25 protein-coding genes are annotated in these 24,772 nt (G+C 51.5%); 8 read left to right on the top strand and 17 right to left on the bottom strand.

Going from position 1 to position 24,772, the window contains the following annotated elements; genetic code table 11:
* Positions 1-58: 58 nt before the first annotated feature.
* Both HVZ39_RS12795 and HVZ39_RS12790 read right to left on the bottom strand, forming a co-directional pair.
* On the bottom strand, positions 59-475 hold the full coding sequence (locus HVZ39_RS12795; protein WP_131382557.1) for a type II toxin-antitoxin system HicB family antitoxin: 417 nt from the start codon (positions 473-475) through the stop codon (positions 59-61).
* A 31-nt stretch (positions 476-506) separates the two neighbouring features.
* Positions 507-695 (bottom strand): type II toxin-antitoxin system HicA family toxin, encoded by a 189-nt coding sequence (locus tag HVZ39_RS12790; protein WP_049259794.1) that lies wholly within the window; start codon positions 693-695, stop codon positions 507-509.
* Positions 696-958: 263 nt separating this feature from the next.
* Here HVZ39_RS12790 and HVZ39_RS12785 point away from each other — a divergent pair, with 263 nt between their 5' ends.
* The 4 genes from HVZ39_RS12785 to HVZ39_RS12770 all read left to right on the top strand — a co-directional run bounded on the left by HVZ39_RS12785 (position 959) and on the right by HVZ39_RS12770 (position 3,917).
* The gene (locus HVZ39_RS12785) at positions 959-2,362 is read left to right on the top strand and encodes a cytochrome ubiquinol oxidase subunit I (protein ID WP_181632497.1); all 1,404 of its coding nucleotides are present in this window, start codon (positions 959-961) and stop codon (positions 2,360-2,362) included.
* Complete coding sequence (gene cydB / locus HVZ39_RS12780; protein WP_016153157.1) at positions 2,362-3,372, top strand: cytochrome d ubiquinol oxidase subunit II; 1,011 nt, start codon at positions 2,362-2,364, stop codon at positions 3,370-3,372. Before HVZ39_RS12785 ends, cydB begins: the two co-directional genes overlap by 1 nt.
* The gene (locus HVZ39_RS12775) at positions 3,372-3,497 is read left to right on the top strand and encodes a DUF2474 domain-containing protein (RefSeq protein WP_003020230.1); all 126 of its coding nucleotides are present in this window, start codon (positions 3,372-3,374) and stop codon (positions 3,495-3,497) included. Before cydB ends, HVZ39_RS12775 begins: the two co-directional genes overlap by 1 nt.
* Positions 3,498-3,686: 189 nt before the next feature.
* Positions 3,687-3,917 (top strand): DUF2554 family protein, encoded by a 231-nt coding sequence (locus HVZ39_RS12770; protein ID WP_016153158.1) that lies wholly within the window; start codon positions 3,687-3,689, stop codon positions 3,915-3,917.
* A 3-nt stretch (positions 3,918-3,920) separates the two neighbouring features.
* Here HVZ39_RS12770 and HVZ39_RS12765 read toward each other — a convergent pair whose 3' ends face one another.
* On the bottom strand, positions 3,921-5,882 hold the full coding sequence (locus HVZ39_RS12765; protein WP_181632496.1) for a U32 family peptidase: 1,962 nt from the start codon (positions 5,880-5,882) through the stop codon (positions 3,921-3,923).
* Between the two features lie 79 nt (positions 5,883-5,961).
* A complete protein-coding gene (locus HVZ39_RS12760) occupies positions 5,962-6,498 on the bottom strand; it encodes an XRE family transcriptional regulator (protein ID WP_141875207.1) in 537 nt (178 codons plus the stop codon).
* A gap of 105 nt (positions 6,499-6,603) precedes the next feature.
* On the opposite strand from HVZ39_RS12760, the gene HVZ39_RS12755 reads away from it, so the two are divergent.
* Positions 6,604-7,770, top strand: a complete 1,167-nt coding sequence (locus tag HVZ39_RS12755) for a benzoate/H(+) symporter BenE family transporter (RefSeq protein ID WP_181632495.1) — start codon at positions 6,604-6,606, stop codon at positions 7,768-7,770.
* Here the strand turns inward: HVZ39_RS12755 and HVZ39_RS12750 are convergent.
* On the bottom strand, positions 7,753-8,622 hold the full coding sequence (locus HVZ39_RS12750; protein WP_181632494.1) for a helix-turn-helix domain-containing protein: 870 nt from the start codon (positions 8,620-8,622) through the stop codon (positions 7,753-7,755). The genes HVZ39_RS12755 and HVZ39_RS12750 overlap by 18 nt on opposite strands.
* 184 nt (positions 8,623-8,806) lie before the next feature.
* On the opposite strand from HVZ39_RS12750, the gene HVZ39_RS12745 reads away from it, so the two are divergent.
* Positions 8,807-9,715, top strand: a complete 909-nt coding sequence (locus tag HVZ39_RS12745) for a DMT family transporter (protein ID WP_181632493.1) — start codon at positions 8,807-8,809, stop codon at positions 9,713-9,715.
* Positions 9,716-9,750: 35 nt separating this feature from the next.
* Here HVZ39_RS12745 and HVZ39_RS12740 read toward each other — a convergent pair whose 3' ends face one another.
* The 3 genes from HVZ39_RS12740 to tehA form a co-directional block, all read right to left on the bottom strand.
* Complete coding sequence (locus HVZ39_RS12740; protein ID WP_016153164.1) at positions 9,751-10,425, bottom strand: DUF3313 domain-containing protein; 675 nt, start codon at positions 10,423-10,425, stop codon at positions 9,751-9,753.
* 155 nt (positions 10,426-10,580) lie between these two features.
* Positions 10,581-11,177, bottom strand: a complete 597-nt coding sequence (gene tehB / locus HVZ39_RS12735; protein ID WP_181632492.1) for a tellurite resistance methyltransferase TehB — start codon at positions 11,175-11,177, stop codon at positions 10,581-10,583.
* The gene (gene tehA / locus HVZ39_RS12730) at positions 11,177-12,178 is read right to left on the bottom strand and encodes a dicarboxylate transporter/tellurite-resistance protein TehA (protein ID WP_181632491.1); all 1,002 of its coding nucleotides are present in this window, start codon (positions 12,176-12,178) and stop codon (positions 11,177-11,179) included. The genes tehB and tehA overlap by 1 nt, the downstream gene beginning before the upstream one ends.
* A 113-nt stretch (positions 12,179-12,291) precedes the next feature.
* Between tehA and ydcK the strand changes: the two genes are divergently transcribed.
* On the top strand, positions 12,292-13,272 hold the full coding sequence (gene ydcK / locus HVZ39_RS12725; protein WP_181632490.1) for a YdcK family protein: 981 nt from the start codon (positions 12,292-12,294) through the stop codon (positions 13,270-13,272).
* On the opposite strand, the gene rimL is transcribed toward ydcK, so the two are convergent.
* The 5 genes from rimL to HVZ39_RS12700 form a co-directional block, all read right to left on the bottom strand.
* Entirely contained in the window at positions 13,264-13,809 is a 546-nt protein-coding gene (rimL, locus tag HVZ39_RS12720; RefSeq protein ID WP_137351974.1) for a 50S ribosomal protein L7/L12-serine acetyltransferase, read from the bottom strand. The two genes, ydcK and rimL, sit on opposite strands and share 9 nt — an antisense overlap.
* Positions 13,810-13,912: 103 nt before the next feature.
* A complete protein-coding gene (locus HVZ39_RS12715) occupies positions 13,913-14,137 on the bottom strand; it encodes a YdcH family protein (protein ID WP_003833168.1) in 225 nt (74 codons plus the stop codon).
* A 167-nt stretch (positions 14,138-14,304) separates the two neighbouring features.
* Positions 14,305-15,960 carry a glucan biosynthesis protein gene (locus tag HVZ39_RS12710; protein ID WP_181632489.1) on the bottom strand — a complete coding sequence of 552 codons (1,656 nt, stop codon included), beginning with the start codon at positions 15,958-15,960 and terminating at the stop codon, positions 14,305-14,307.
* Positions 15,961-16,153: 193 nt separating this feature from the next.
* On the bottom strand, positions 16,154-17,497 hold the full coding sequence (locus HVZ39_RS12705) for a VOC family protein (protein ID WP_053389633.1): 1,344 nt from the start codon (positions 17,495-17,497) through the stop codon (positions 16,154-16,156).
* Between the two features lie 120 nt (positions 17,498-17,617).
* Positions 17,618-18,520 (bottom strand): manganese-dependent inorganic pyrophosphatase, encoded by a 903-nt coding sequence (locus HVZ39_RS12700; protein ID WP_181632488.1) that lies wholly within the window; start codon positions 18,518-18,520, stop codon positions 17,618-17,620.
* A 230-nt stretch (positions 18,521-18,750) separates the two neighbouring features.
* On the opposite strand from HVZ39_RS12700, the gene pcaQ reads away from it, so the two are divergent.
* Positions 18,751-19,674, top strand: a complete 924-nt coding sequence (gene pcaQ, locus HVZ39_RS12695; protein WP_003020288.1) for a pca operon transcription factor PcaQ — start codon at positions 18,751-18,753, stop codon at positions 19,672-19,674.
* 45 nt (positions 19,675-19,719) lie between these two features.
* On the opposite strand, the gene HVZ39_RS12690 is transcribed toward pcaQ, so the two are convergent.
* The 4 genes from HVZ39_RS12690 to HVZ39_RS12675 form a co-directional block, all read right to left on the bottom strand.
* Positions 19,720-21,408: a methyl-accepting chemotaxis protein gene (locus HVZ39_RS12690; RefSeq protein WP_016156598.1), complete on the bottom strand. Its 1,689-nt coding sequence runs from the start codon at positions 21,406-21,408 to the stop codon at positions 19,720-19,722.
* Positions 21,409-21,577: 169 nt separating this feature from the next.
* Positions 21,578-22,696, bottom strand: coding sequence for an S-(hydroxymethyl)glutathione dehydrogenase/class III alcohol dehydrogenase (locus HVZ39_RS12685; protein ID WP_016153173.1), 1,119 nt, complete (start codon positions 22,694-22,696; stop codon positions 21,578-21,580).
* Between the two features lie 32 nt (positions 22,697-22,728).
* Positions 22,729-23,004 carry a metal/formaldehyde-sensitive transcriptional repressor gene (locus tag HVZ39_RS12680; RefSeq protein ID WP_003833178.1) on the bottom strand — a complete coding sequence of 92 codons (276 nt, stop codon included), beginning with the start codon at positions 23,002-23,004 and terminating at the stop codon, positions 22,729-22,731.
* Positions 23,005-23,344: 340 nt separating this feature from the next.
* The gene (locus HVZ39_RS12675) at positions 23,345-24,646 is read right to left on the bottom strand and encodes an AppA family phytase/histidine-type acid phosphatase (protein ID WP_181632487.1); all 1,302 of its coding nucleotides are present in this window, start codon (positions 24,644-24,646) and stop codon (positions 23,345-23,347) included.
* Positions 24,647-24,772 lie beyond the last annotated feature (126 nt).

Below are 24,772 nucleotides of genomic sequence, written 5' to 3'. Positions count from 1 at the left end.
CTGTATATATCAGTTTACATAATCAAGGTGTTTTTTATAACTGTTATAGTTAACAGTTTTACAACATCGTTACTGACAGCTCCTTGCCTAAGGCGCGTGCAGCTATTTGCACAGCATCAATTTTTGTCGCGTGCTTTAAATCGAACAAACGGGTAATTTCCTGCTTAGGCCTGCCGATTCTGTTTGCCAGCTCCTGCTGGGTGATTTTTGATTCAAGAAAGGCATTTAACAAAAGAACCTTCGACGCAATGCTCAGGGGGATTTCCACATAGTCACCTTCAGTGCCAACCGCCGAAGGTAAAGGAATCGGTTCGTTATCGTCGAAATAGAATTCAAAAGCGGTCACCAATGCAGACTGCGCAGCCTGCAAAGCCCCATGACGGGTTTCGCCCTGAGTTAATGCTTCAGGAATATCCGGGAAAGAAACCACGAATCCACCTTCCACGGCGGGGATTAGATTAACGGGATAACGCATGATTTTTTCAAAATCTCTCATATAATTAACCTCATATTGATGATGACTGTAAACCAAGCTGCTTCAGGATCGATTTTCGCAAGGCTTCTTTTATTTCATCACCAGGATGCCTGGGCATAACGCTACGCCTTCCCTGGTACCTCAACTTCAGATGATTTGAGCCGTTTGTAACAGCCACTCCCTGAGATTCAAGCCAGCGTCTGAACTCACTTTGCTTCACTGCGCCTCCCTGTCGTCTATTATACGCACAAAGTAAACATTTATGATTACCTTTTCATTACCTCGCCAGTGATAGCGTAAAATCACTCGCATGGGGAGGACGCGATTCAATAACAGGAATCCAGGTTCCAGATTTCATATCAGCCAGGCTAACCTATAACAGCACGACAACTGTTATGGTTAAAAAGAACTGTTCTGTTTCTGCCTTCCATTGCTTCGCAGCCTTAGAATTGCGCCAAATCAATTTTGCCTGCGGAGCTAAGCATGTTCGGTCTTGACGCGTTTCACCTGGCGAGGATCCAGTTCGCGTTTACGGTATCCTTTCACATCATCTTTCCGGCGATTACCATTGGCCTCGCCAGTTATCTGGCGGTGCTCGAAGGGTTATGGTTAAAAACGAAAAATCCGACCTGGCGCTCGCTATACCATTTCTGGTCGAAAATATTCGCCGTAAACTTTGGTATGGGCGTGGTTTCCGGGCTGGTGATGGCTTATCAGTTCGGCACGAACTGGAGTGGTTTTTCTGAGTTCGCCGGTAGCATCACCGGGCCGCTGCTGACCTATGAAGTATTAACCGCCTTCTTCCTCGAAGCGGGCTTCCTTGGGGTAATGCTGTTTGGCTGGAACCGGGTTGGCCCAGGGCTTCACTTCTTCGCGACCTGTATGGTTGCGCTGGGTACTATTATTTCTACCTTCTGGATCCTCGCCTCCAACAGCTGGATGCAAACGCCACAGGGCTATGAAATTGTTAACGGGCAAGTCGTTCCCGTCGACTGGTTCGCCGTGATTTTCAATCCGTCATTCCCTTATCGTTTGCTGCATATGTCCGTTGCCGCCTTCCTGAGCAGCGCGCTGTTTGTCGCGGCATCAGCCGCATGGCATTTATTGCGCGGTAATAGCACGCCAGCAATTCGCGCTATGTTTTCAATGGCGCTGTGGATGACGTTAATCGTCGCTCCGCTGCAGGCCTTAATTGGCGATATGCACGGGTTGAATACGCTGAAGCACCAGCCTGCTAAAATTGCGGCGATTGAAGGACACTGGGAAAATCCGCCCGATGAACCGACCCCGCTGCTGTTGTTCGGCTGGCCGGATATGGAGCAGGAGCGCACCCGCTATGGGCTGGAAATCCCGGCGCTGGGCAGCCTGATCCTGACTCATAGTCTGGATAAACAGGTCCCGGCGTTAAAAGAATTTCCGAAGGAAGACAGGCCCAATTCCACCATCGTGTTCTGGTCGTTTCGCATTATGGCAGGGTTAGGCATGCTGATGATCCTGCTGGGCGCGTTTGCCCTGTGGCTGCGTTATAAGCAGCGGCTATACACCTCACGTCCTTTCCTGCGCTTTGCATTGTGGATGGGGCCCTCCGGTCTGATTGCCATCCTTGCCGGCTGGGTGACCACCGAAGTTGGCCGTCAGCCGTGGGTGGTTTACGGTTTGCAACGTACGGCGGATGCGGTTTCCGCACATGGTGATTTACATATGAGCATCAGCCTACTGTCTTTCTTTGTGGTGTATAGCTCGGTGTTTGGCGTGGGTTACAGCTACATGATCCGCCTGATCCGCAAAGGACCACAGGAAGATGAACCGACCATTCCACCAACAGGCACGCCGGCGCGGCCGCTTTCTGCTGTCGTTCTCGATTCTCAACCGGAGGCACACCGCTAATGGGTATCGATTTATCAGTTATCTGGTTTGTAATTATCGTGTTCGCCACGCTGATGTATATCGTGATGGACGGTTTTGATCTCGGGATCGGTATTTTATTCCCTGCGATTTCGGATGCGGATGACCGCGATGTGATGGTCAACAGCGTCGCCCCGGTATGGGACGGTAATGAAACCTGGCTGGTGTTGGGCGGCGCCGGATTATTCGGCGCTTTTCCCCTGGCCTATGCGGTGATTGTCGATGCGCTAACGATCCCGTTGACCCTGATGCTCATCGGCCTGATATTTCGCGGCGTCGCGTTTGAGTTTCGCTTCAAAGCCACGCCGGCGCATCGACCATTCTGGGATAAAGCTTTTCTCGGCGGTTCAATCCTCGCGACATTCACTCAGGGTATTGTGGTCGGTGCCGTACTCAATGGATTTTCCGTCACCGGACGCAGCTACAGCGGCGGTCCTTTCGACTGGCTGACCCCCTTTACCCTGTTCTGCGGCGTGGGCCTGGTTGTAGCCTACGCCCTGTTGGGGGCAACATGGCTGGTGATGAAAAGCGAAAATCCGTTGCAGGATAAAATGCGCTGCGTGGCAAGAAAACTGCTGCTGGCGATGCTGGTTGTCATTGCCATTATCAGCCTGTGGACGCCGCTGGCGCACAGCGCCATTGCCGAGCGTTGGTTTAGCCTGCCCAATCTGTGGTTCCTGATGCCGGTTCCGCTCCTGGTTGCGCTGATTAGCCTCTGGCTGTGGCGCTCGCTGGGTCAGCAAAACAGCCATACGCTGCCTTTTGTATTGACGCTGGGGCTGATTTTTCTCGGGTTCAGCGGGCTGGGGATCAGTATCTGGCCCCACATCATTCCACCGTCCATTACGCTGTGGCAGGCGGCAGCTCCGGCGCAGAGTCAGGGCTTTATGTTGGTTGGCGCGCTGCTGATTATCCCGATAATCCTGGTGTACACCTTCTGGAGCTACTACGTTTTCCGCGGCAAAGTTCAACATGGTGAGGGGTATCATTGATGCAACAAACAATCTGGAAACGCCTGATGTGGCTGGTGATCCTCTGGGGCGGCAGCGTGCTGGCCCTGGCCGCCGTTGGTATGTTCTTTCGTCTCTTGATGACGGCCGCCGGATTTAAATCCTGAGTCTCTCTCTGATAACAACCGGGCAGCGCTGCACTGCCCGGTTGTGACAAATCCCAACGTTATCTAAACAAAAATGTAAAAAACATCGAAATGACAAAACAGAGATTGTCATTAACCCGATTAAAATATTGAATAGTCACGTGGCGAAATTATCGTCAATTCCGCAGCTAACGTACCAGAGGGTGCATGATGTTTAAGAAAGGGTTAACGGTGTTATTGCTGGCCAGCGCGCTTTTTTCCGGTCAGCTTCTCGCTACTAATCAGGGACATGAATATCTTCAGGTGCAGGATGCCGATCACTTATTACGACACACGGCCGACAGCGATGAACTACGAATGACGGCGGAAGAATCCGCCGCCGATCTTCGCGAACACCATTACTGGCAAAAATCACGCAAACCCGATACACATCAGAGCTAACCGTTAGCTTTTACGCTTTGGCAACGTTTTCAGCAGTTCTTCAGGGCTGACGGAAGCCACCACGCTGCCCGGCAACGGCATCTTCAGAATGTGATGTTTCATCTTGCCGATCACGTGCATTTCGCACGGTCGGCAATCAAATTTCAGCGTCAGGACCTCATCGCCGTTAACCAACTGCATCGGCGTGGCTTTCCAGCTTTTGATATTTCCTTTCGCCTGTTTCGGACACAGGTTAAACGCAAAACGCAGGCAATGTTTGGTGATCATCACCGGCACATCGCCCTTCTCTTCATGCGCCTCATAGGCGGCATCAATCAACTGCACGCCATAACGGTGATAAAACTCTCGCGCTTTATGGTTGTAGACGTTAGCCAGAAAGCTCAGATGCGTTTGCGGGTAAACCGGCGCCGGCTGGGCAACCGGTTTACGGCGACCGCGCTGATAGTTTTGCAAACGAGTTGCATCCAGCATGTCGACCGCTTCACGTCGCAGCTGATTTAGTTGACCGTTCGGCACGAACAATGCTCCCGGCAGATTCACCTGAATATTACGGGCGTAATACAGCGTTTGTCCCAGCTTTGCCAGGCCATCCTTTAGGTTGCTCAACGCTTTTTCTGCATTGTTCGCTTCCTCAAACTGGCCGTCCAGCGTATGGGTGATACTCACCCCCTCCTCACTGGTGAGCGTCAGGATCAACTGTTCCTGCCAGCCGCCCAGCTCAATATCGACCGCGACGCGGCGTTCGCTGGAGGTTTTGGTCAACGCTTGCTGCCAGTTATGATCGAGATTGCGGTTCAGCGGATGGTTGGCGCGCACTTTGTGCAGATCGGCGGGCATTTCATTCGGCCACACCCGATAACGATTGTGCCCCGTTTTTTCAACGGTGTTGGCGCGAAATCCGACGACCTCACGCTTGATTAACACGTTCAGACCATCCCCGTTGGCCAGCGGTTCTGTTACCTCAACATCGAGATGATCTTTTGCCACCTTCAGGACTTCGCCAACCGGCAGACCGATGAACTTTGGTGAGTCGAATGCGCCGATATCCCCCTTACGGGCATTCACAAAATAATCGGTGCTGCCGCGATGGAAGGTCTTTTCCGTGGATGGAGTAAAGAAATGTTCGGTACGCCCGGCTGAAGAACGGGCAAGATCGCCGCGCTCTTCAATAATGGCGTCCAGCATCTGACGATAATGCGCGGTAATATTCTTCACATAGCTCATGTCTTTATAGCGCCCTTCAATTTTGAAGGAGCGCACGCCTGCGTCAATCAACGCGCCGAGGTTGGCGGTCTGATCGTTATCTTTCATCGACAGCAGATGTTTTTCATAGGACACCACGCGCCCCTGATCGTCTTTCAGGGTATACGGCAGGCGACAAGCCTGAGAACAGTCACCGCGGTTAGCGCTACGTCCGGTTTGCGCATGTGAAATATAACACTGGCCTGAATAGGCGACGCACAGCGCACCGTGAATGAAAAATTCAATAGTCGCATCCGTAGCCTGATGAATGGCGTTTATCTGCTCAAGGCTCAGTTCGCGTGCGAGGACAATTTGGGTGAATCCGACGTCAGAAAGAAACTTCGCCTTCTCGACGCTGCGAATATCACATTGGGTGCTGGCGTGTAGCTCAATGGGAGGAATATCCAGCTCCAGAATCCCCATATCCTGCACAATCAGGGCGTCAACGCCGGTCTGATACAGATCGGTAATTAATCGCTGTGCGGGCTCCAGCTCATCATCATGCAAGATTGTATTTAGCGTCACAAAGATTTTCGCCCCGTAACGATGCGCAAACGGTACCAGTTCGGCGATATCTTTCAGGCTGTTACTGGCGTTATGACGCGCACCAAAACCCGGTCCGCCAATGTAAACGGCGTCAGCGCCGTGCAAAATGGCTTCACGTGCAATGGCGGTATCCCGGGCCGGGCTTAACAATTCAAGGTGATGAGGCTGCTGGCGCATACAGTTGTTACCATCCACAAGTGGTAAAAATGGCGGCTATTGTAGTCACAAGCGCGGCTTTTCGGAATAGTTTTCCCGATTAACCGCGCGGGTAATGGATCAGGGAATGAAAGTGAACCGTTTGTTCGCTACTGTTACGGTAGCTATGCGCCCTGTCTCCCGCAAAACGCACCCCCTCGCCGGATTTCATGGTGCGCCACTGCCCCTCAATACACATATCCAGCAGCCCATTTATCACCACCACGTGCTCTATAACGCCGGTCTCATGCGGAGTCGATTCACTGAGTGCGCCAGGTGCCAGCTGTATCGAAAAATGATCGAAGCACAGCTGTGGATCCCACGGAAACAGTGGCGTGACGACCATCGCCTGCTGCTGGGGATCGAATGTTGGCGCGCCGTCTGACTCTGGCGGTGAAATAAACGTCGAGAACGGCACGTTCAGTCCGGTGGCAATTTTCCACAATGTCGCCACCGTTGGGCTGGATTCATTGCGCTCAATCTGCCCCAACATGGCTTTTGACACGCCGGTTTCCTCCGCCAAACGTGACAGGCTCCATTCCCGCTGGTGACGTAGCGTGCGGAGCGTTGTGGCCAGATAGTAGGTTAAGTTTTCCATTTTTCGCCTTCCTGACTCTCCTTTCTCAAGGCTACAGCTTAGCACTTGTACGCTATAACGCACAGTGCTACATTAATTGACCGTTATAACGCACACGGAGTGACTATGCGCGCATTTTCCATCCCACTACCCACCGTATTATCGGGGTTTGTGGCTGTCCTGGTCGGTTACGCCAGCTCGGCTGCCATTATCTGGCAAGCGGCCCTGGCCGCAGGTGCGACCACCGATCAAATCGCGGGCTGGATGACCGCGCTGGGGATTGCAATGGGCGTCAGTACGCTGGCGCTGACGTTATGGTATCGCGCTCCTGTGCTCACGGCCTGGTCAACACCTGGCGCCGCGCTGCTGGTTACGGGTCTGCACGGGGTATCGATTCAGGATGCTATCGGCGTTTTTATCGTAGCTAACGCGTTGATTGTGCTGTGCGGCATAACCGGATTGTTTGCCCGTCTGATGAAAATAATCCCCCACTCACTGGCATCAGCCATGCTGGCCGGGATCCTGCTGCGCTTTGGTCTGCAGGCCTTTAATAGCCTCAACAGTGAGCTTATTTTGTGCGGTAGTATGCTGGTGGCATGGCTGGTATTTAAAGTCACAGCCCCACGGTACGCGACGATCGCCGCGATGCTGGCGGGTGTCGCTATCGCGCTAATAAAAGGTGACATTGTCACAAGTGGAGTGGATTTGTCGCCGGTCATGCCTGCGTTTATTACCCCACACTTTTCATTTGCCCACAGTATCAGCATTGCGCTACCGCTGTTTCTGGTTACCATGGCTTCGCAAAATGCCCCAGGTATTGCCACTATGAATGCGTCGGGCTATTCATTACCCGTTTCACCGCTCATTATCTTTACCGGCCTGCTGGCGCTGATGTTTTCGCCGTTTGGCGTCTACTCCATCTGCATTGCCGCCATAACCGCCGCAATTTGCCAAAGTCCCGAAGCGCATCCTGATGCCAAACGACGCTGGCTCGCCGCCGCCGCGGCTGGCGTCTTCTATCTTCTGGCAGGGGTGTTTGGCGGTTCAGTCACAGGACTAATGGCGGCACTACCCGTAAGCTGGATTCAGATGCTGGCCGGTCTGGCCTTGCTCGGGACAATTAGCGGTAGTTTGTATCAGGCGTTGCATAATGAAGCGGAACGCGATGCAGCCATCGTTACGTTTTTGGTCACGGCCAGCGGCCTGACGTTATTGGGGGTTGGATCTGCATTCTGGGGGCTGGTCGTAGGCGGTATCTGCTACGCCGTGTTGACGTTATTTCGCCGCACGTAGCTGCGTTGGCGTTTTACTGGTTACCTGTTTAAACCGGTTACTAAAATGGCTTGCCGAACTGAATCCGCAGGTCATCGCAATATCTGACAAACTGCGTGAAGTGTAACAGACCAGATGCTGCGCCAGCGCCATACGACGTTGCATCACGTACTGATGCGGTGCCATATTCATCGACTGGCGAAACATTCTGGCAAAATGGAATTCGCTAAGCGCCGCCTCGCTAGCCAGATCGTTCAGGGTGATTGGGTACGCCAGATGCGCGTCAATATAGGCCAGCACGTTACGCAAGGTGACGGGCGCGAGTCCCCCGGTGACGGTGGGCAGTCGCCATTGGACGTTGCTGTAATGCTGGATCAGATGCGTTAACAGTAGCGAAGATGCCGCGCTGAGCGTGAGGTGATTGGCCGGTTGCTGCCAGTCGTTATCAAGCAGAAACTGACGGTAAACCGCCGTGATCCCCGGGTCACTGCCAAACGTGTGCTCGTCCAGCGTGAAGCTATAGGGGCTTTTATCCCAGACTTTTTCACCCACTTCGCGCAGATGTTCGTCGGTACAATAGAGATGAACAAAGGAGAGAGCGTCGCGGATATCCCAACTTGACTCGCTCTCTTTCGGCATCAGGCAAAAACGGTCCGGTCCGCCGCCATTCTTCCAGCCCCCCGCCGTTTTGTGATAACTCTCGTAGCCATCCGCGATATATAAACTGAGCGTATGGTGATCGCAATACTGGGTGATGGTATCGCGCTTGTTTGACCAGGCCGCCAGTTGGATCCCTGAATGTAACGCAACCGATTCATGCAGCACGGCATTATGTTTGCGTAAGTTTTCAAAGGCATCGTAGGGCTGAGGCATACCATCACATTCAAAATAAGTTAGCAGGCTTTCAGTCTATAACAGCCACATATTGTTAACAGCTTCCTTTTCGCTTTTACGCTAAAAAAGCGCAAGATTTTGCAAGTCCGCCGCAAACCGATGAAAGCCTCCTGCCGCCAGACATGACACAGTGTGAACCTGAATCCAAAAAAGAGAGAGTTGTATGAACGCACTGTTGTACTGCCTGGTGGTGGTAATTTGGGGAACGACATGGATTGCGATTTATTTGCAGCAGGGCCCGGTTTCTGCGCCGGTTTCTATCTTTTGGCGCTTCGCCGTTGCCAGTTCGCTGATGATAGTGATCCTGCTGGTTAGCGGTAAATTACGCAAACTGTCTGGTCGCGATCATCTGTTTTGTCTGTTACAGGGTGGATGCGTTTTTTGCTTCAACTTCTGGTGTTTTTATACGGCTGCGGCCTGGATTAATACCGGCCTGGAGTCGGTGATTTTCTCAATGGCCGTCCTGTTCAATGCGGTCAATAGCTTCATCTTTTTTGGGCAAAAACCACCGCTGCGTTTCTATATAGCAGCCGGTCTTGGACTGACGGGCATTGTGACTCTGTTCTGGCAGGATTTGCTCAACAGCGGATTCAATCATTCCTTGCTGCTGGGTATCGGCTTAAGCGCCCTTGGAACCTTCGGTTTCTCATTGGGGAATATGATCAGCATGCGTCACCAGAAAAAAGGGCTGGAAGTGTTAACGACCAACAGTTGGGCCATGCTGTACGGCACGCTGTTGATCGCTGCCATTGCGCTGACGCGCGGGGACAATTTTACGCCACAGTGGACATTCAGCTATCTCAGCGCGCTGTTATATCTGGCTATTTTTGGCTCAGTGATTGCTTTCGGCGCTTATTTCACACTGGTAGGTCGCATTGGTCCCAGTAGGGCGGCATACAGCACCCTGCTTTTCCCGCTGGTTGCGCTAACGCTGTCAACATTGTATGAAGGATACGTCTGGCAGGTTAACGCTATTGCCGGATTAGTATTGATTTTACTGGGGAATATGGTGATGTTTGCCCGACCAGAAGTGCTGATGGGTAAACTATTCTATCGACGCCGGGTGGCATAAAAAAAACGCACCATCCTGAGATGGTGCGTTGATTATTATTGTGGTTTTTTGTTCACGTCAAACATGGTGGCATCCGTCGCCATGTCATCAACAACTTTCTTCAACGTTTCGAATGTCATCGGCGTATTTTCGTTGCTCAGATCTTTACCTTCACCCTTACGTACAACTTTAACTACCGGTTTATTGGTCGCCGCATCAATCAACTCACCCTCGAAATAGAGGTTGGTATCCATGGTACGGTGACCCGTTGCCATTTGTGTTCCCGCAACGAGTAGCGCAACCGGGATCACTTCATAGAACTGCAGTCCTTCTTTGCTCGTTGCAACACCGGTAATCGCTCCGCGGAAAATCAGGCTACGTGGCCCAGGGGTAGTAACCAGGGGCTTACGCTTGCTGATGGCGGATTTCAACTGGGTATTGGTGTAGGTCAGCAGTTGATCAAGAACCTGCTGCCCTACCTGCGTGGTAGGTTTAGGAACCGGATAATACGTTACCGGGTTATATACAATGTTGTCATATTTGGATTCGTTGTAGCTCGGATCAACCCAACGGAGTACGGTTTGTCCCGATGCTGATTGTGTTTCCTTCAAATCAGAGTAATTTTTTAAAAACCCAGAATATTTATCCGGCGCGGTCACTTTTGACGCACAGCCGGATAATGCCAACAAGCCAGTAAGCACTGCAACTTTAAATAAAGTTTGAGTACGCATGAAACGATCCCTTTAGTTTTCGCAATGATGCTTAAAAAGGATAGCAAAACAGTTTCATTTTGGATGTACTAAAAATGGTAAACACCGCACAATTTTCTCTCTGCGCCCGGCACAAAAAATGCTGAGCGCAGAAAGAGTTAACCCAGGCGGGAGGTTCAGGCAGTTTTGCGTGCCAGCATTGTGGCAAAGCGCAGTTTAATTCGATTACCGTTTTCATCCGTACGATGAAGTTCACCCACGTCTTCGTTATATTTCAGCAGATCCCATCCGCTGTAATAGTTGCGCAATTCTCCGGTTTTAAACGCGAACGGGAAACCCACGGTACACGGAAAATCATCGGTATCCATCGCCGCGACGATTAAGTTATATCCGCCCTGTTTAGTGCAACGCTGCATATTTTCAATAAGGCCAGGGATAGTTTTGGCTTCAAGGAACATCAGCACAACGGTAGAAAGAATAAAATCATATTCGCCATCAAAGCGTAATGCGTTGAGATCCGCGACGTTCGCGTGCAGATTGGTCAGCCCTTCCGCCGCTTTGATACGCTCAAGATTAGCGATGCTCATGGGATTTTTATCCCATGCTGTCACGTCATAACCGTTTGCCGCAAGGTATAGGCTGTTACGACCGTTACCGCAGCCCAGGTCTAACGTTTTTCCTGGCTTAACAATTTTTGCCGCTTCAATAACATCGGAATGCGTACGAGTTAAATCGTATTTCTCAGTAAAGTAGTTTTCGTCGCAAAGGGTCATTATTTATCCTCAGATTTCAGTAATGCAGCACGCTCCGTGCGGAGGAGCAGTTTCCCCTGCATCAGCAATGCAAACGTACGTACCAGTAATAATGCAATGATAAAATTGGTAAAAATAAACAGTGGGATCGACAGCGTATGAAAAAGTCCTGACTCGCTACCGTGGCCCAGATGCAGCCCTGTTGTTGCCAGAGCCGATACGCCAAACGAAAAGCTCCAGAAAGACGCATTAAATGGCTGTGACAAATACCACGGCATGAGCCGCAGCATGAACAAAAGTTGCAGCAAACCATAGCCGAACAACATTTTGGCTAACGTATCGCCCTCACCGCCGTTAACGCTAAGCCAGGCGCTGCAGGCAACCAGCGCAGGCGCCAGTTGAATGCCAAGTGAAGTACGTAACACCGCAGGCAACTCGCCGCAGCTACGTAAACGTTGCAGAATTACCGGCTCCAGGCTGAGCCAGGAAAAAACCCCAGCGCCCAAAAACACCAATCCTGCGTCGTTGAAACCCAGTGCGCCACAGGCCATTGCACTGATAAAGTTATTGGCGACGGTCGGCAGATACAGACCCGGCGTGGTGGCTTCCTCTGGATGCGATCCACGCCACAACCCTGCCGTTTGCCAGGCGGCGTAGGCCAGCTGTATCACCACGCCAATGCTGAACAACCCAACCGCCAGCGGTCGATACCACGGGACAAAACCAATCGCGACCAGCATCGTTGTGGCCGGAAACAGACTGACAAAGCTGCTCATCACCGGGTGACGAATTTCCGCCAATACGCTATGCGGAAAACGCAGTAAACGGCCAAGAAAGGCCAGCGTCAGCAGCCCCCAAATGACCATTGCGAGGATCACTAAACCGTCGCCAATCAAGTGACTCACTGGCCACACCTGACTGGCATAACGCCACGCAAACCCCATCCCAATGATGCCCAGTACCATGCCAAAATAACCGGCCGGAAGATTGAGGACCCGCTCACTCTGTTTGTTCTTACTCATTTTGTTTATTTTTTAAAGTATATTTGAAATGCATTTTATGGAATTTCCGCTGATTTAGCCAGTGCGGAAAACTTTGCTACGTTTAACTAAGGTGCGCAACATGGAAATGAGCTATGACCAAATATCGTCTCAGCGATGAGTCTCGATCCTTTAGTTACCAGGATAATGGCAATAAAAAAAGCGTATTACTACGCCAAATCATTGCGCTCACTGATTTTAATGATGTCCAGGCCGGCACGCCCGGTGGCTGGATCGACAATGAAAGCGTGCTGTCACAAAGCGGTGATTGCTGGATTTACGATGAAAACGCGCTCGCATTTTCCGGCGCGACGATTACAGGAAACGCCCGCATTACTCAGGCAAGCGTGGTCAGAGATGGCGCGCAAATTAGCGATGACGTGTGGATTGACCGGGCTGAAATCAGTCATAACGCGCAAATACGTGACAACGTCACCATTCAGGATTCTGTGGTTCGCGGCGAGTGCCTTCTCTTTGGTGATGCGCGCGTGGTGCGTGACTCTGAAATCATCGCCGCCAGGGGGCTAACCCGTGAAAGCGACCAGTTCTTGCAAATTTATGATCGGGCTTTTGTCAGCCACTCACGAGTGGTGCATCAGGCGCAGATCTATGGCGATGCGAAAATCAACTATGCCTTTATTGAACATCGGGCGGAAGTTTTTGATTTCGCACAGGTGGAAGGTAATGAAGAGAACAATGTCTGGATTTGCGATTGCGCCAAAGTCTATGGATATGCGCGCGTCATCGCCGGGAGCGAAGAAGATGCCATACCTACCCTACGCTACAGCTCGCAGGTGGCGGAGCACGCGGTAGTTGAAGGTAACTGCGTGCTGAAACACCACGTGCTGGTCGGCGGTCATGCGCAATTACGCGGTGGACCGCTCCAGTTAGATGACCACATCCTGATTGAAGGCCACGTCTGTGTGCTGGGCGAAGTGCTGATCGAGCATCACATTGAGATAACCGGTCAGGCACATATCCAGGCGTTTGATGGCGATACCATTCACCTACGCGGACCGAAAGTGATTAACGGTGAACAGCGCATTACGCGCACGCCTATCGCAGGTTTATTCTGAAGAGCCATCAATGATGCGGGCGTAGAGATTCACATCATAGTAATCACCATTAAGGAATTCCGCCTGTTGCATACATCCTTCCAGTTGGAAGCCATTACGCAGCGCCACCTGGTTGCTCTCAACGTTTTCTACGCGACATTTAATCACAAAGCGGCGAATCTCCTGACGCTGCGCATAATGATGAATTAAGGCCTGTAGCGCCTGGGACATGATGCCTTGACCCTGATGCTCCTCATCCAGCCAGTAGCCGATATAAGCCGCTTTGTTCAGCGGTTCTATCTGGTTAAACGAGATAACCCCGACCACATTTTCTTGCGCAAAAATCAGGAACATTTTGGCGTAACCGCGCTGGTGCAACATCATATTACCCTGCACATTCTTGCGGGTGTCCTCCTCACAGGCAACAAACTGCGGCCAGTTCAGCGACTGCTGGAGCCAGCTTTTATTTTTAAGCACCAACTGATGCAGAGGCGTGACGTGTTGCTCTTCTACGGCACGCAGTTCCAGCGTGTCATTGATAGTAATCACTTCTGACATTTTCATTCCATTATGATGGTTAAGCAGGCCACCCTGCTCAATCAAATAAAAACAGGAAGGGCTCCCTTTTGGAAGCCCTTTTACACAGCAAGCGCCGTTTTACTTAGCTCTCACTGACACTCTCTTTTTGCAATATTTTGAGCAGATCTTCCTTCAGGTGGAGTTTCTGTTTCTTAAGGCGAACAATGTCCAAACTATACCCCCGACCATCCGAACCTTCCAGTCTGGAGATCTCATGATCAAGGCTGTTGTGTTTTTCGAATAAGGACAGAAAGCGAGGGTTCTCGGATTTCAGTCGGGAAATAAGGTCTCTATATTCTGGAAACATACTTTCTCCCTGTTAGTGGAAAAGAACGTGTATAAGAAATACACACCTCCAGAGTACCCACTTGACTTACAGAAAAATGCGAACGGGATCGAGTAAATAGTGTACAGAATGGTTGTGAAGAGGATTACAGATACGGCTCCCCATTCGGAGAGCCGTAAAGGGAGTGATTAACGCATCTCGCGGTCGTCAACGTACTGACGTTTATCCGGCGCTGGCGGGAAGTACTGATACAGCCAGGTTTCACTGATGGCGTCGCCCTGACAACGCAGGAACATACGCATATCTACCGGATCGGTTGAGTCAGAGGTCGGATACCAGTCAAACTGAATGCGATAACCGTCGATAGGTTCCACGTAAAGGATCTCGATCTGTTTCGCTTCACCGCTGGAGAGCGTAATCACCGGTTCAATACCCTTCGGCGCTGCGGCTTTTAGATCGCCACCAACGAAATCAACAGCAAAACGTCGCGCCCATTTTTCCGGGTAGTGCTCGCCCGGCGCCCATCCTTCCGGGAAGCCGCCCATGCCTGTTCGGGTCGCCATCACGCGAGCCAGCGGTGAACGCACCGGCGGCTGTGCGCTCCAGTACAGACGATATTTGAATTCCAGATCATCGCCCGCTTTGATCGACCTTTCAGGCTGCCAGAAGCAGACGACGTTATCCAGCGTTTCGCCGGTCGTCGGGATCTCCATCAGGCCGATAGTCCCCTTGCCCCACTGGTTACGCGGTTCGACCCACAGGCTCGGACGCTTGTTGTACCAGCCCATGATATCCTGGTAATGGGAGAAGTCGCGATCGAGCTGCAGCAAGCCAAACCCTTTCGGGTTGTTATCGGTATAGGCGTTGAACTGCAGTTTTTGCGGGTTATTCAGCGGGCGGCAGATCCACTCGCCATTGCCCCGCCACATCGCCAGACGGTCGGAATCATGAATTTGCGGGTGAATGGTGTCACACATCCGACGTTCGTTGTTGCCGCAGCTAAACATGCTGGTCATCGGTGCAATACCGAGCTGCTTGATGTCTTTGCGCGCATAGATGTGGTTTTGTACATCCATGATCACCTGCGTTTTCTCGCAGTGGATCACGAACTTAAATGCACCGGTTACGCTGGGGCTGTCGAGAAGCGCATACACGGTAAAGGAGGTTGCGCCCGGTTTAACCGTTTCAAACCAGAAAGAGGTGAAATCAGGAAACTCTTCTTTGCTGTCGGTGTAGGTATCTACCGCCAGACCGCGGGCCGATAAACCGTACTGATAGGTGTCATCCACGGCGCGGAAATAGCTGGCGCCAAGGAAAGAAACGATATCGCGACGGGCTAATTCTGGCGCTTTAAACACGCGGAACCCGGCGAACCCGAGGTCAGTCTGCCCTTCCAGCTGTTTGGTATCCACACCCGTATCATTGTATTTAAACAGTTCCGGACGGAAGTGGATTTCGCGCGCCATATGCGTGCTGCCATCAACCGAGAACATGCGTACGCGGCGACGGAAGCCCATTCCCACGTGGAAGAACTGCGCATCAAGCTGACGATTTTCAACATTGTTCCACAGAGACTGCTCTGCGTCATATTGAATGCTGTTGTAGGCCTGAGGCGTCAGTTTGGCCAGCGTGTCAGGTAACGCGCGCGGTGCGCCGCCCCAGGGCTTCTGTGCTAAGTCATGGGCCATCGATTGCAGAACGGAAAAATCAAAACGTACGGTTTTTCCGTCTGCAATGTCAGACTCTGCCGCAAAGGCGGCGCTGGAAAAGAGTGATGCAATACCACTGGTTCCGCACACGGCGGCCATTGCCATTGAACCTTTAATAAATCGTCTGCGATTCATGCCTGAAAGTAAGTCCTTCTGGTCGTGTAAATGGTCCCGCGCCGGCCATAATCAGCGGCAAGAGAGTGCACATTTCTGACCGCTCACTCTAGACAAAATTCATTAATAATCCAATTGTTGGTCGCCGATTATCTGTACAAAATCGAAAATATTTTATGTCGATGGGAACAGACCGAATCCCATGTAAATTCAATTAAAGTAAACCACACCGCCGTTTACTGCGATCTTGCGCCTCCTGATACAACGCAAACTCATCATAAACCGCACAACCCAGCGCCTGTTCAAACGCGTCGCGGCTGGAATTACCGTGGCTACGGGCCTGAGTTTCATTCCCCAAATTAGACTGGAAAATCCCCGCGGCGCTCACCGGTAAAAAATCTTCGTAGGTAATGGGCTGAGCAACCAGCCAGCCCCGCTCAATGAGCGGTTGCGGGTCGTCATCCGGGCGAATCGCCTGTCGATGCGCCTCGCCCGACGGCGTCAGCCGGTAGCGGAACCAGGCAAGCCCCTGCTGGCGCAGCAGAAATTCGCTGTCCGGGAATGCTTTGAACACCTCCTGCAAATGCAGCTGATGCGTCAGGTTGTCTTTTCCCGTTCCCGCTTTATTCAGCAATTCGTCGTACAACGCTCTGCCTTTCGGCGTCAGGGCCACGCCGCGCTGTTCGATTTCACCAAAACGCGCCGTGTGAGTGCCACGCATTTCACCGGCAAATAACACCGGCTCTTCCAGCGCTTTAAAACTGGTCTGACGCAATAAAATGGGCACCTCGCGGCGCGGTGGCCCTTCAATCAGTATTTTGGGTTCAATGCCGCACTCCGGCATCATCGACTGAACCCGGTCGATATCCAGCGTACGCGGCGTCAGATGGTTGATATGACACCCAGGGAAACACACCACATCAGCAATCAGCCGGTGCTCATTGTGCAATGCGTGATAGGTCGCCTCATCGACCGTGGCATGCTGATGCCAGCGGAAAGTTTCCAGCGCTTCTTGCACAAACTCCTGCGCCTGCTCAGACGTAAAACTGCCCTGCACATCAAACTCATCCAATAGTTCGTGACAACGACGGGTGAAAATATCGCGTTTTGCGAGGATCTCCGCGGCTTTTTGCCGTAGCGCGGCATTTTCGATTAATTCGAGCCGCAATAACGAGGTGAATACCCGAAACGGGTTGCGCGAAAGCGACGCATCGTCAATGGGACGAAACGCGGTAGAATGCACGGGAACACCGGCCTGGGAGAGATCGTAATAACTCACCGGATACATGCCCATAATGGCAAACATCCGGCGTAGCGTAGAAAGCTCCTGCGCAGTGCCCACCCGAATGGCGCCGTGGCGCTCAACGTTTAGCCGGGCCAGCTCATCTGCATTCGCCAGTTTTTCATGCAGCGTAGGATTATTTTCCAGTACCGCCAGATTCACATCAGCGACAAGTTCCAGCAACGTGCCATATTGCGGGACTTCCTGCTGGTACATTGCTGACATTGCCTGCGAAAATTGTTCCCGAATCTCATCTGCCGTGATGGTGTTCGCCATAATGTCATGCCTCCAGTGAATATTACCTGGAGTGTAGAAAACGCCGCTGACTCCGGTGGGAAGAATTTATAAAGTGTGACCCCGCGTAAATTTCCCACCCCTACAGACGGTGAACAGAACCTACTGGCGTGGTTTTAAATGACTTTCCAGCCAGGGCAACATCTGTTTTTTACGGCTGAGCATCCCCTCCACCTTACAGGGTTGCGGGATGTCTGACAGCGCTGGGCCGGCAAACCACAGGCTGGTGTCGCCCAGATTGATATCGGTGAGCATCAGTACAACCAGAGCGGCATTCTTTTCCTCTGCATAGCGCGCCATTTCCAGACAGAGATCGTCCAGCACCGCATCCACCTGTTGCAGCGCATACAGTTCAAGCTGCGCCACACAAACCGAATGTCCATGAATGGTGAAGGTTTTAATGTCTTTCTGCAGAAGCTCGCGAGCGCTCATGCCTTCCACGCTTGTTTTAGCAGACAGCAGGTCGCGACTAAATGCCTCGAGATCCACACCGGTTTTTTGGGCCAGGGCCTCCACCGCCAGGCGATCGTCAGAGGTGGTCGTTGGCGAACGAAGCGTGACAGTGTCACTCAATGCGGCACCCAGCAATAAAACGGCCTCAGCGGCAGACAACTGGTTGCGCTCCTCTTCCGTCATCAGTTGCCATAACAGCGTCGCGCTACTGCCGACTGGCTTCACCCATACTTCAGGTGGCAGACGAGTGACTAATCCACCGAGTCGGTGATGATCGATAATTCCCACGACGTTACTTTCTGCCAGCGATGCCGGCCCCTGGGCAGGCTCGGTGAAATCGACCAGCCACACATCACGATCGGTCAATTCAAACGTCAGCCGTTCGGGCATCGTCAGTCCCGCATGCTCAAAGATAAATTGCGTTTCGCGGTTAGGTTCGCCCAGACGCCATGCCGTCGCCTGCTGGCCACGTAAAGTAAGCCAACGCGCCGTCATGGCGGCGGTACAAATGGCATCGCTATCGGGGTTAAGGTGCCCTATTACATCTATCATTAATCAGTGCCTTGTGAAGAGAATGGTTCAAAAGCAAACAATAACGAAAGTATATCGACTGGACGCATTCTCTTCCATGATCCCACCACCCGGCAGCGCTGTACAAAACATAAGCAAAATAAATCATTTGTAAGTAAAATAGGATAAATGTTAATAATATTTTGCTATCAAGTTATCAAAATCAAACAACTTCACTTGTCACCGATACGACTCTGTTTTTAACATCGCTTATGGAAAAAAATGTTCTGTTCAATCAGCGCATTCGCTTGCGCCACCTTCATACTTTTGTCGCCGTTGCACAGCAGGGAACGTTGGGCCGCGCGGCTGAGACCCTTAACCTGAGCCAACCAGCCCTCTCCAAAACGCTGAATGAACTGGAGCAACTGACCGGTACCCGGCTCTTTGAGCGTGGTCGCCTTGGCGCACAATTAACGCTGCCCGGAGAACAGTTTCTTACCCACGCAGTCAGAGTGCTGGATGCGCTCAACACCGCCGGACAAGCCTTAAACCAGCGCGAAGAGTCACAGACGGATGTCGTACGGATTGGCGCCTTACCCACCGCGGCCCTGGGCATTCTGCCTGCGGTCATTGGCCCGTTCCATAAGCAGCAAATGGAGACCACGCTGCAGGTTGCCACCATGAGTAATCCCATGATCCTGGCGGGTTTAAAGTCAGGGGAAATTGATCTCGGCATTGGCCGTATGGCCGATCCGGAATTGATGGTTGGTCTGAACTACGAGCTGTTATTTCTGGAATCGCTCAAACTGGTCGTGCGCCCTAACCACCCGTTGTTGCAGGAAACCATCACGCTGAGTCGGGTGATGGAGTGGCCGGTGGTGGTTTCACCAAAAGGAACCGCCCCTCGCCAGCACGCAGAGGCGTTGTTGCAAAGTCAGGGCTGCAAAATGCCGCCGGGCTGTATTGAAACGCTGTCAGCATCGCTCTCCCGCCAACTGACGGTCGATTACGACTATGTGTGGTTTGTCCCTTCAGGCGCAGTTAGAGAAGATTTACGCCAGGCGACGCTGGTGTCGTTGCCGATACCCACCCACGGTGCGGGTGAACCCATCGGCATTCTTACCCGTGTCGATGTGCAGCTCTCTCAGGCCGCGCAGATCCTGATCGCCGCAATACGCAAAACCGTGCCGTTTTGATGCCAAAAATTAAGGGACCATCAGGTCCCTTAATTTATTTTATTGTTAAAACGTTTCCCAGTTATCGCCACTGGCAGTTGCCGCCTGCGGGCGTGAATGGTCAGGCTTTGTCGTCACAGGCGCGCGTTTAATAGCACTTGTCCCTGTTAAACGGAATGTGCCAACAGCTTCCGTTAAGCGCGCCGCCTGCTCTTCCAGCGATGCCGCTGCGGCAGAGGCTTCTTCAACCAGCGAGGCATTTTGCTGCGTTACCTTATCCATTTCTGAAATTGCCTGGCTCACCTGGACGATACCCCGGCTCTGCTCATCAGAGGCCGCTGCAATTTCCAGCATAATGTCGGTGACGCGTTTTACCGCATCGACAATATCCGTCATCGTATTGCCCGCAGCGACCACTTCTCCGGAGCCCTGGTCAATCAGTCGGACTGATTCGCTGATCAATCCTTCAATCTCTTTTGCCGCCTGAGCGCTGCGGCTTGCCAGCGTGCGCACCTCACTGGCAACCACGGCAAACCCACGGCCCTGCTCCCCTGCCCGCGCCGCTTCAACCGCTGCGTTCAGCGCCAGAATATTGGTCTGGAAAGCAATGCTGTTAATAACGGCTGTGATTTCGGAGATTTTCTTCGAACTCGTTGAGATATTGCCCATAGTTTTGACCACGCCAGAAACCATCTGACCGCCCCGACTGGCCTTACCGGAGGCATCTTCTGCCAGCTTGCTCGCATGATGCGCGTTGTCGGCGTTTTGCTTCACCGTCGCCGTCAACTCTTCCATGCTGGCCGCTGTTTGTTCAATCGCCGCAGCCTGTTGTTCGGTACGTGAAGACAGATCGGTGTTCCCCGCCGAAATCTCACTGGTACCGCGATAAATCTCTTCCGCGCCCTGACGCACCGTGCCTACCGTTGTCCCCAGCGAACGTTGCATTGTTTGCAAATGGCGGCTCAGGCGACCAATTTCGCTGCGCCCGGTCGGTTCCTCCGGCATGGTGAGATCCCCCGCTGAAATTTGCTCAATGCGCTGGGCGGCACGCAACAGAGGGTGAATGACAGTACGGCGCAGAACAATGAACGTCATCACGGTCAGCGCCAGCGCAAGAACGAATGCGCCCAGCATAAAAGCCATACCAAGCTGTGTACGCTGATGCGCCTGTTCGCTTAACTGATTCGCCCTAGTGGTACGAATGTCGATCGCCTTTAACAGCACCTTGTTGTACGCAGAGTCCAGCGGTCTGGCCTGTTCATTTTCATGGTTGATGATCGCTTCAAACATGCCGTTTTTAGCGTACTTCAGCATCGGCTGTAAGCCGTCGGTATAGGCTTTGAAGCTGGCGCTCAGTTCAGCGTCTAACGCTTCATCGGCAGACGTTTTTACCGCGCGTGACATATAAGCATTGAAACCGTCCTGCGATTGCTTAATCCGTTTTTCTGCCTCGGCGATATTGGCCTTCATGTCATCCATTTCGGCAATACGGCTCGCCGCGCCGGCGTGGATCATGTTGATACGCGCGGTACGCAAGTGGTTAGAGCTGTTAGATAACCCCATCCTGACCTGAATCTCATCGGTTACGTCGCGCTGATCGCGATCGGCCTGCATAAGAAAATAGCTTGCCAGCCCGGAACTTAAGGCGAACAGCAGAAGGATGCCACCGAGAATGGAGGAAAACAGCGGAACCAGCCGGATTTGATGCAGAAAGCCCAGTTTATGCTGGGCTTGCATCGATGTAGTGTTGTCCATGACCGTCGACTCTCTTGTAGGGTTTATGCGTGAAAACACGCCCGTTAGATAGTCATCGGCAATCCGGGAAGTTTACTTACCGTGAAAAGCGCCGGATTCGTCACACTTTCACAACATAATTCTAAAAAATTCAGGAAAGTGCCAGCGGAGAAATCCGCTGGCCAATGAATCAGTTATCGCCAAAGTGGATAACGGTACGGATGGATTTACCCTGATGCATTAAATCGAACGCGTCGTTAATCTGCTCCAGCGGTAAACGGTGGGTAATAAACGGATCCAACTGAATTTTCCCGCTCATCGCATCTTCAACCATACCAGGAAGCTGAGTACGCCCCTTCACGCCGCCAAACGCGGAACCGCGCCAGACACGCCCGGTAACTAACTGGAACGGGCGTGTTTTGATCTCTTGTCCGGCTCCTGCCACGCCAATAATGATGCTTTCGCCCCATCCTTTATGGCAGCATTCCAGCGCCGCGCGCATCACGTTAACGTTACCGATACATTCGAAACTAAAGTCCACGCCGCCATCGGTAAGCTCGACAATCACATCCTGAATCGGTTTGTCGTAATCCTTCGGATTGATGAAATCGGTCGCGCCCATTTCACCTGCCAGCGTAAATTTTTCCGGATTGGTATCAACGGCCAGAATACGCCCGGCTTTCGCCTGCGCCGCGCCCTGAATCACCGCCAGGCCAATGCCGCCCAGACCAAATACAGCGACGGTATCACCTTCTTTCACTTTTGCGGTGTTATGGACCGCTCCGATACCGGTGGTCACGCCACACCCCAGCAGACACACTTTATCCAGCGGAGCCTGCGGGTTAACCTTCGCCAGAGAGATCTCCGCACATACGGTGTATTCGCTGAAGGTGCTGGTGCCCATATAGTGATAAATCGGCTCGCCGTTATACGAGAAACGGGTTGTGCCATCCGGCATCAGACCTTTGCCCTGGGTCGCACGTACAGCCTGACACAGGTTAGTTTTACCCGATTTACAGAACTTACACTCGCCACATTCTGCGGTGTATAGCGGGATCACATGATCGCCCGGTTTCAGGCTGGTAACGCCTTCACCCACTTCAACCACAATGCCGCCACCTTCATGGCCGAGCACCGCCGGGAAAACCCCTTCCGGATCGTCGCCTGAGAGCGTAAAAGCATCAGTATGGCACACGCCGGTGTGGGTAATTTTAACCAGCACTTCACCTTTCTTTGGCGGTGCGACATCGATTTCGACAATTTTTAACGGTTGGCCAGGGCCGAATGCAACTGCTGCACGTGATTTCATTTGTCTCTTCCCATTATTGCGAGGTGATGGTGTTATTTTAGATAAGCACGCAGAAGATGGCCGATTTCAGCCATGCGCACGGCACGCTGGTCTGGGGTTGTTTCCCCGCTGACCAGTTCGTCTTTCAGGTGGATCTCAACCATTTCGCCCATCAGGCCATTGGATGCGCCGCGCACGGCGGCAATTTGTTGCAGGATAGCCAAACACGGCTCGCCGGACTCCAGCGCGCGCTCAAGCGCATCAACCTGACCGCGAATACGGCGTACACGGGTGAGAATGCGTTTTTTATCTTCGGGTGAATGCGGCATATGCCCTCCAAATACTATAGGGGGGTATACTATCAGTCTTTTTAACTAATTGTAAAATATATAACTTGTTATTCTTTAATGAGTTGCACAAACAGCACATTTAGACATATGTGGACATATCACCGTGTAAAGCGGTTTTAGAGCCGCAACACCGAGCGCTTTGTCGATGTATTCTGCATCGCTGAACAGTCCGGATTTTTTCTGGAGCAGCGTAACTGGTTTGTCACTCGCAAAGAACAGTCAGTTGAAGACTCATGTAATTATGAACAATACGAATACCCCCGACTACAAACCGGGGGGTTCTATTTTTTAAGACGCTATATATATAATAATTAGTTACTTATTCCGTAACTGCACACTCTGGCACGCGAATTTCCTTAATGAGCCTGGAAAAACTTTTTAACGAACACATTCCCTGACTATTTTTCTCTTCACATGCAATTAATTTTAAATCAACTTTGCCAGCAGGTTTTTCTAACGACAACGGTTGTATATCCCTCATATCTCTCAGCGTCTGATAAACAAATGAAACCTGAACCCAATCCGTATTATCACTGGTTCTTTTCCACTTTTCGAATACAAGCTCCCCACCAGGAGGGGTATTATCGGGTTGACCGGGTAGCGACCAGTTAAGATCTAAAGCCCCGCTTAAATTTGCAAGATTGGTATCATGACCAGCAATAAACAACAGAGATACGGGTAATTTTATGCCATACCTGTTTTCTGTTGTACCATTTGTCAATAATGCAGTCTCTATCATATCGAGTAATGGTGTGGCCCTACTACGGGCAACTTCTGGAGTTCTTTGCAAAAGATCAAACTGAGCGTTATGCAGACTTAACAAATCTCTCCATTCTTTTTCTCCCGTAATACGCCCCCAGGCTACCTGTGGCATTCCCTGGGCCTCTTGCAACAGAAATATCTCAGTCAGCGTGGAAGAAAGGCTCCAGGCACCAGGTAATGATACATTGTCAGGAGTAACCTTAAGTTCAGACGGTAAAGCCTCTGGTAATGTGCATTTCGTAGACTTCTCTGTAGTCTTACATGTCTCCGATTGTGAGAAATTTAAAACATTTTCCAGGGTCCGAAATGAAGATTGATAGCGTTGGGTATACAGTTCAATATTTCCTCCGGCCCGTTCCAGAATAGCGTTTTTAACCTTCAATGTGTTAAACGAACATGTCCCCATTTTTACCGGATTAAAAAGAGGATCAGTTTTTTCTTCATCCTTCTGATAATGCACTTGAATTTGACATTTTGGTGCTAACCCAGCCAGAAACGCCTCACCCGTTTTACGGGTGCGTTGATCCGTGTCTGCAATAACAGCAACCTGCCCTGGAGATGGGCACGTTTGATTATTCAACAGACCTTTGCTCGTGAACCATAAACGTTGATACTGACCTAATTCAGAAACAAGTTCTCCCCCACGAGGCGTTAGCCATCCTAACGGCACATCCCATTGTGGCCATTGATCGGGTGTGACATCTTTCATTATTGGAGTGAACTTCGTAGGTGCTCTTACTCCATGACGACTCACTATCACAACCCGCTCAAGTTTCATACCGTTCTGCTCTTCAGCATGTATTGAGAAAGAACCGCATAAGAGAGAAAAAAATAATAAACGAATGATGAATGTACTCATTACCAGCACCACCTTTTCGTAAGTGAAAAACAAACAACTCGTATAAGCCAGTTCGATAACTGGTTCTATCAGATAGAAATAATCCTACTCCTGAGTTCACAACAATCCAACTTTTTGAATATCAAC

Origin of the sequence: Citrobacter sp. RHB35-C21 (assembly GCF_013816515.1) — a bacterium.
Taxonomy (GTDB): domain Bacteria; phylum Pseudomonadota; class Gammaproteobacteria; order Enterobacterales; family Enterobacteriaceae; genus Citrobacter; species Citrobacter braakii.
The sequence above is the reverse complement of the archived record's forward strand: the minus strand, read 5'-3'. Positions and strand labels throughout refer to the sequence as shown.

What these genes read in the sequence shown, in the direction of transcription:
- HVZ39_RS12795 (WP_131382557.1), bottom strand. Translation starts at nt 475, where the DNA reads ATGCGTTATCCCGTTAATCTAATCCCCGCCGTGGAAGGTGGATTCGTG.
- HVZ39_RS12785 (WP_181632497.1), top strand. Translation starts at nt 959, where the DNA reads ATGTTCGGTCTTGACGCGTTTCACCTGGCGAGGATCCAGTTCGCGTTT.
- cydB (WP_016153157.1), top strand. Translation starts at nt 2,362, where the DNA reads ATGGGTATCGATTTATCAGTTATCTGGTTTGTAATTATCGTGTTCGCC.
- HVZ39_RS12775 (WP_003020230.1), top strand. Translation starts at nt 3,372, where the DNA reads ATGCAACAAACAATCTGGAAACGCCTGATGTGGCTGGTGATCCTCTGG.
- HVZ39_RS12770 (WP_016153158.1), top strand. Translation starts at nt 3,687, where the DNA reads ATGTTTAAGAAAGGGTTAACGGTGTTATTGCTGGCCAGCGCGCTTTTT.
- HVZ39_RS12765 (WP_181632496.1), bottom strand. Translation starts at nt 5,882, where the DNA reads ATGCGCCAGCAGCCTCATCACCTTGAATTGTTAAGCCCGGCCCGGGAT.
- HVZ39_RS12760 (WP_141875207.1), bottom strand. Translation starts at nt 6,498, where the DNA reads ATGGAAAACTTAACCTACTATCTGGCCACAACGCTCCGCACGCTACGT.
- HVZ39_RS12755 (WP_181632495.1), top strand. Translation starts at nt 6,604, where the DNA reads ATGCGCGCATTTTCCATCCCACTACCCACCGTATTATCGGGGTTTGTG.
- HVZ39_RS12750 (WP_181632494.1), bottom strand. Translation starts at nt 8,622, where the DNA reads ATGCCTCAGCCCTACGATGCCTTTGAAAACTTACGCAAACATAATGCC.
- HVZ39_RS12745 (WP_181632493.1), top strand. Translation starts at nt 8,807, where the DNA reads ATGAACGCACTGTTGTACTGCCTGGTGGTGGTAATTTGGGGAACGACA.
- HVZ39_RS12740 (WP_016153164.1), bottom strand. Translation starts at nt 10,425, where the DNA reads ATGCGTACTCAAACTTTATTTAAAGTTGCAGTGCTTACTGGCTTGTTG.
- tehB (WP_181632492.1), bottom strand. Translation starts at nt 11,177, where the DNA reads ATGACCCTTTGCGACGAAAACTACTTTACTGAGAAATACGATTTAACT.
- tehA (WP_181632491.1), bottom strand. Translation starts at nt 12,178, where the DNA reads ATGAGTAAGAACAAACAGAGTGAGCGGGTCCTCAATCTTCCGGCCGGT.
- ydcK (WP_181632490.1), top strand. Translation starts at nt 12,292, where the DNA reads ATGACCAAATATCGTCTCAGCGATGAGTCTCGATCCTTTAGTTACCAG.
- rimL (WP_137351974.1), bottom strand. Translation starts at nt 13,809, where the DNA reads ATGTCAGAAGTGATTACTATCAATGACACGCTGGAACTGCGTGCCGTA.
- HVZ39_RS12715 (WP_003833168.1), bottom strand. Translation starts at nt 14,137, where the DNA reads ATGTTTCCAGAATATAGAGACCTTATTTCCCGACTGAAATCCGAGAAC.
- HVZ39_RS12710 (WP_181632489.1), bottom strand. Translation starts at nt 15,960, where the DNA reads ATGAATCGCAGACGATTTATTAAAGGTTCAATGGCAATGGCCGCCGTG.
- HVZ39_RS12705 (WP_053389633.1), bottom strand. Translation starts at nt 17,497, where the DNA reads ATGGCGAACACCATCACGGCAGATGAGATTCGGGAACAATTTTCGCAG.
- HVZ39_RS12700 (WP_181632488.1), bottom strand. Translation starts at nt 18,520, where the DNA reads ATGATAGATGTAATAGGGCACCTTAACCCCGATAGCGATGCCATTTGT.
- pcaQ (WP_003020288.1), top strand. Translation starts at nt 18,751, where the DNA reads ATGGAAAAAAATGTTCTGTTCAATCAGCGCATTCGCTTGCGCCACCTT.
- HVZ39_RS12690 (WP_016156598.1), bottom strand. Translation starts at nt 21,408, where the DNA reads ATGGACAACACTACATCGATGCAAGCCCAGCATAAACTGGGCTTTCTG.
- HVZ39_RS12685 (WP_016153173.1), bottom strand. Translation starts at nt 22,696, where the DNA reads ATGAAATCACGTGCAGCAGTTGCATTCGGCCCTGGCCAACCGTTAAAA.
- HVZ39_RS12680 (WP_003833178.1), bottom strand. Translation starts at nt 23,004, where the DNA reads ATGCCGCATTCACCCGAAGATAAAAAACGCATTCTCACCCGTGTACGC.
- HVZ39_RS12675 (WP_181632487.1), bottom strand. Translation starts at nt 24,646, where the DNA reads ATGAGTACATTCATCATTCGTTTATTATTTTTTTCTCTCTTATGCGGT.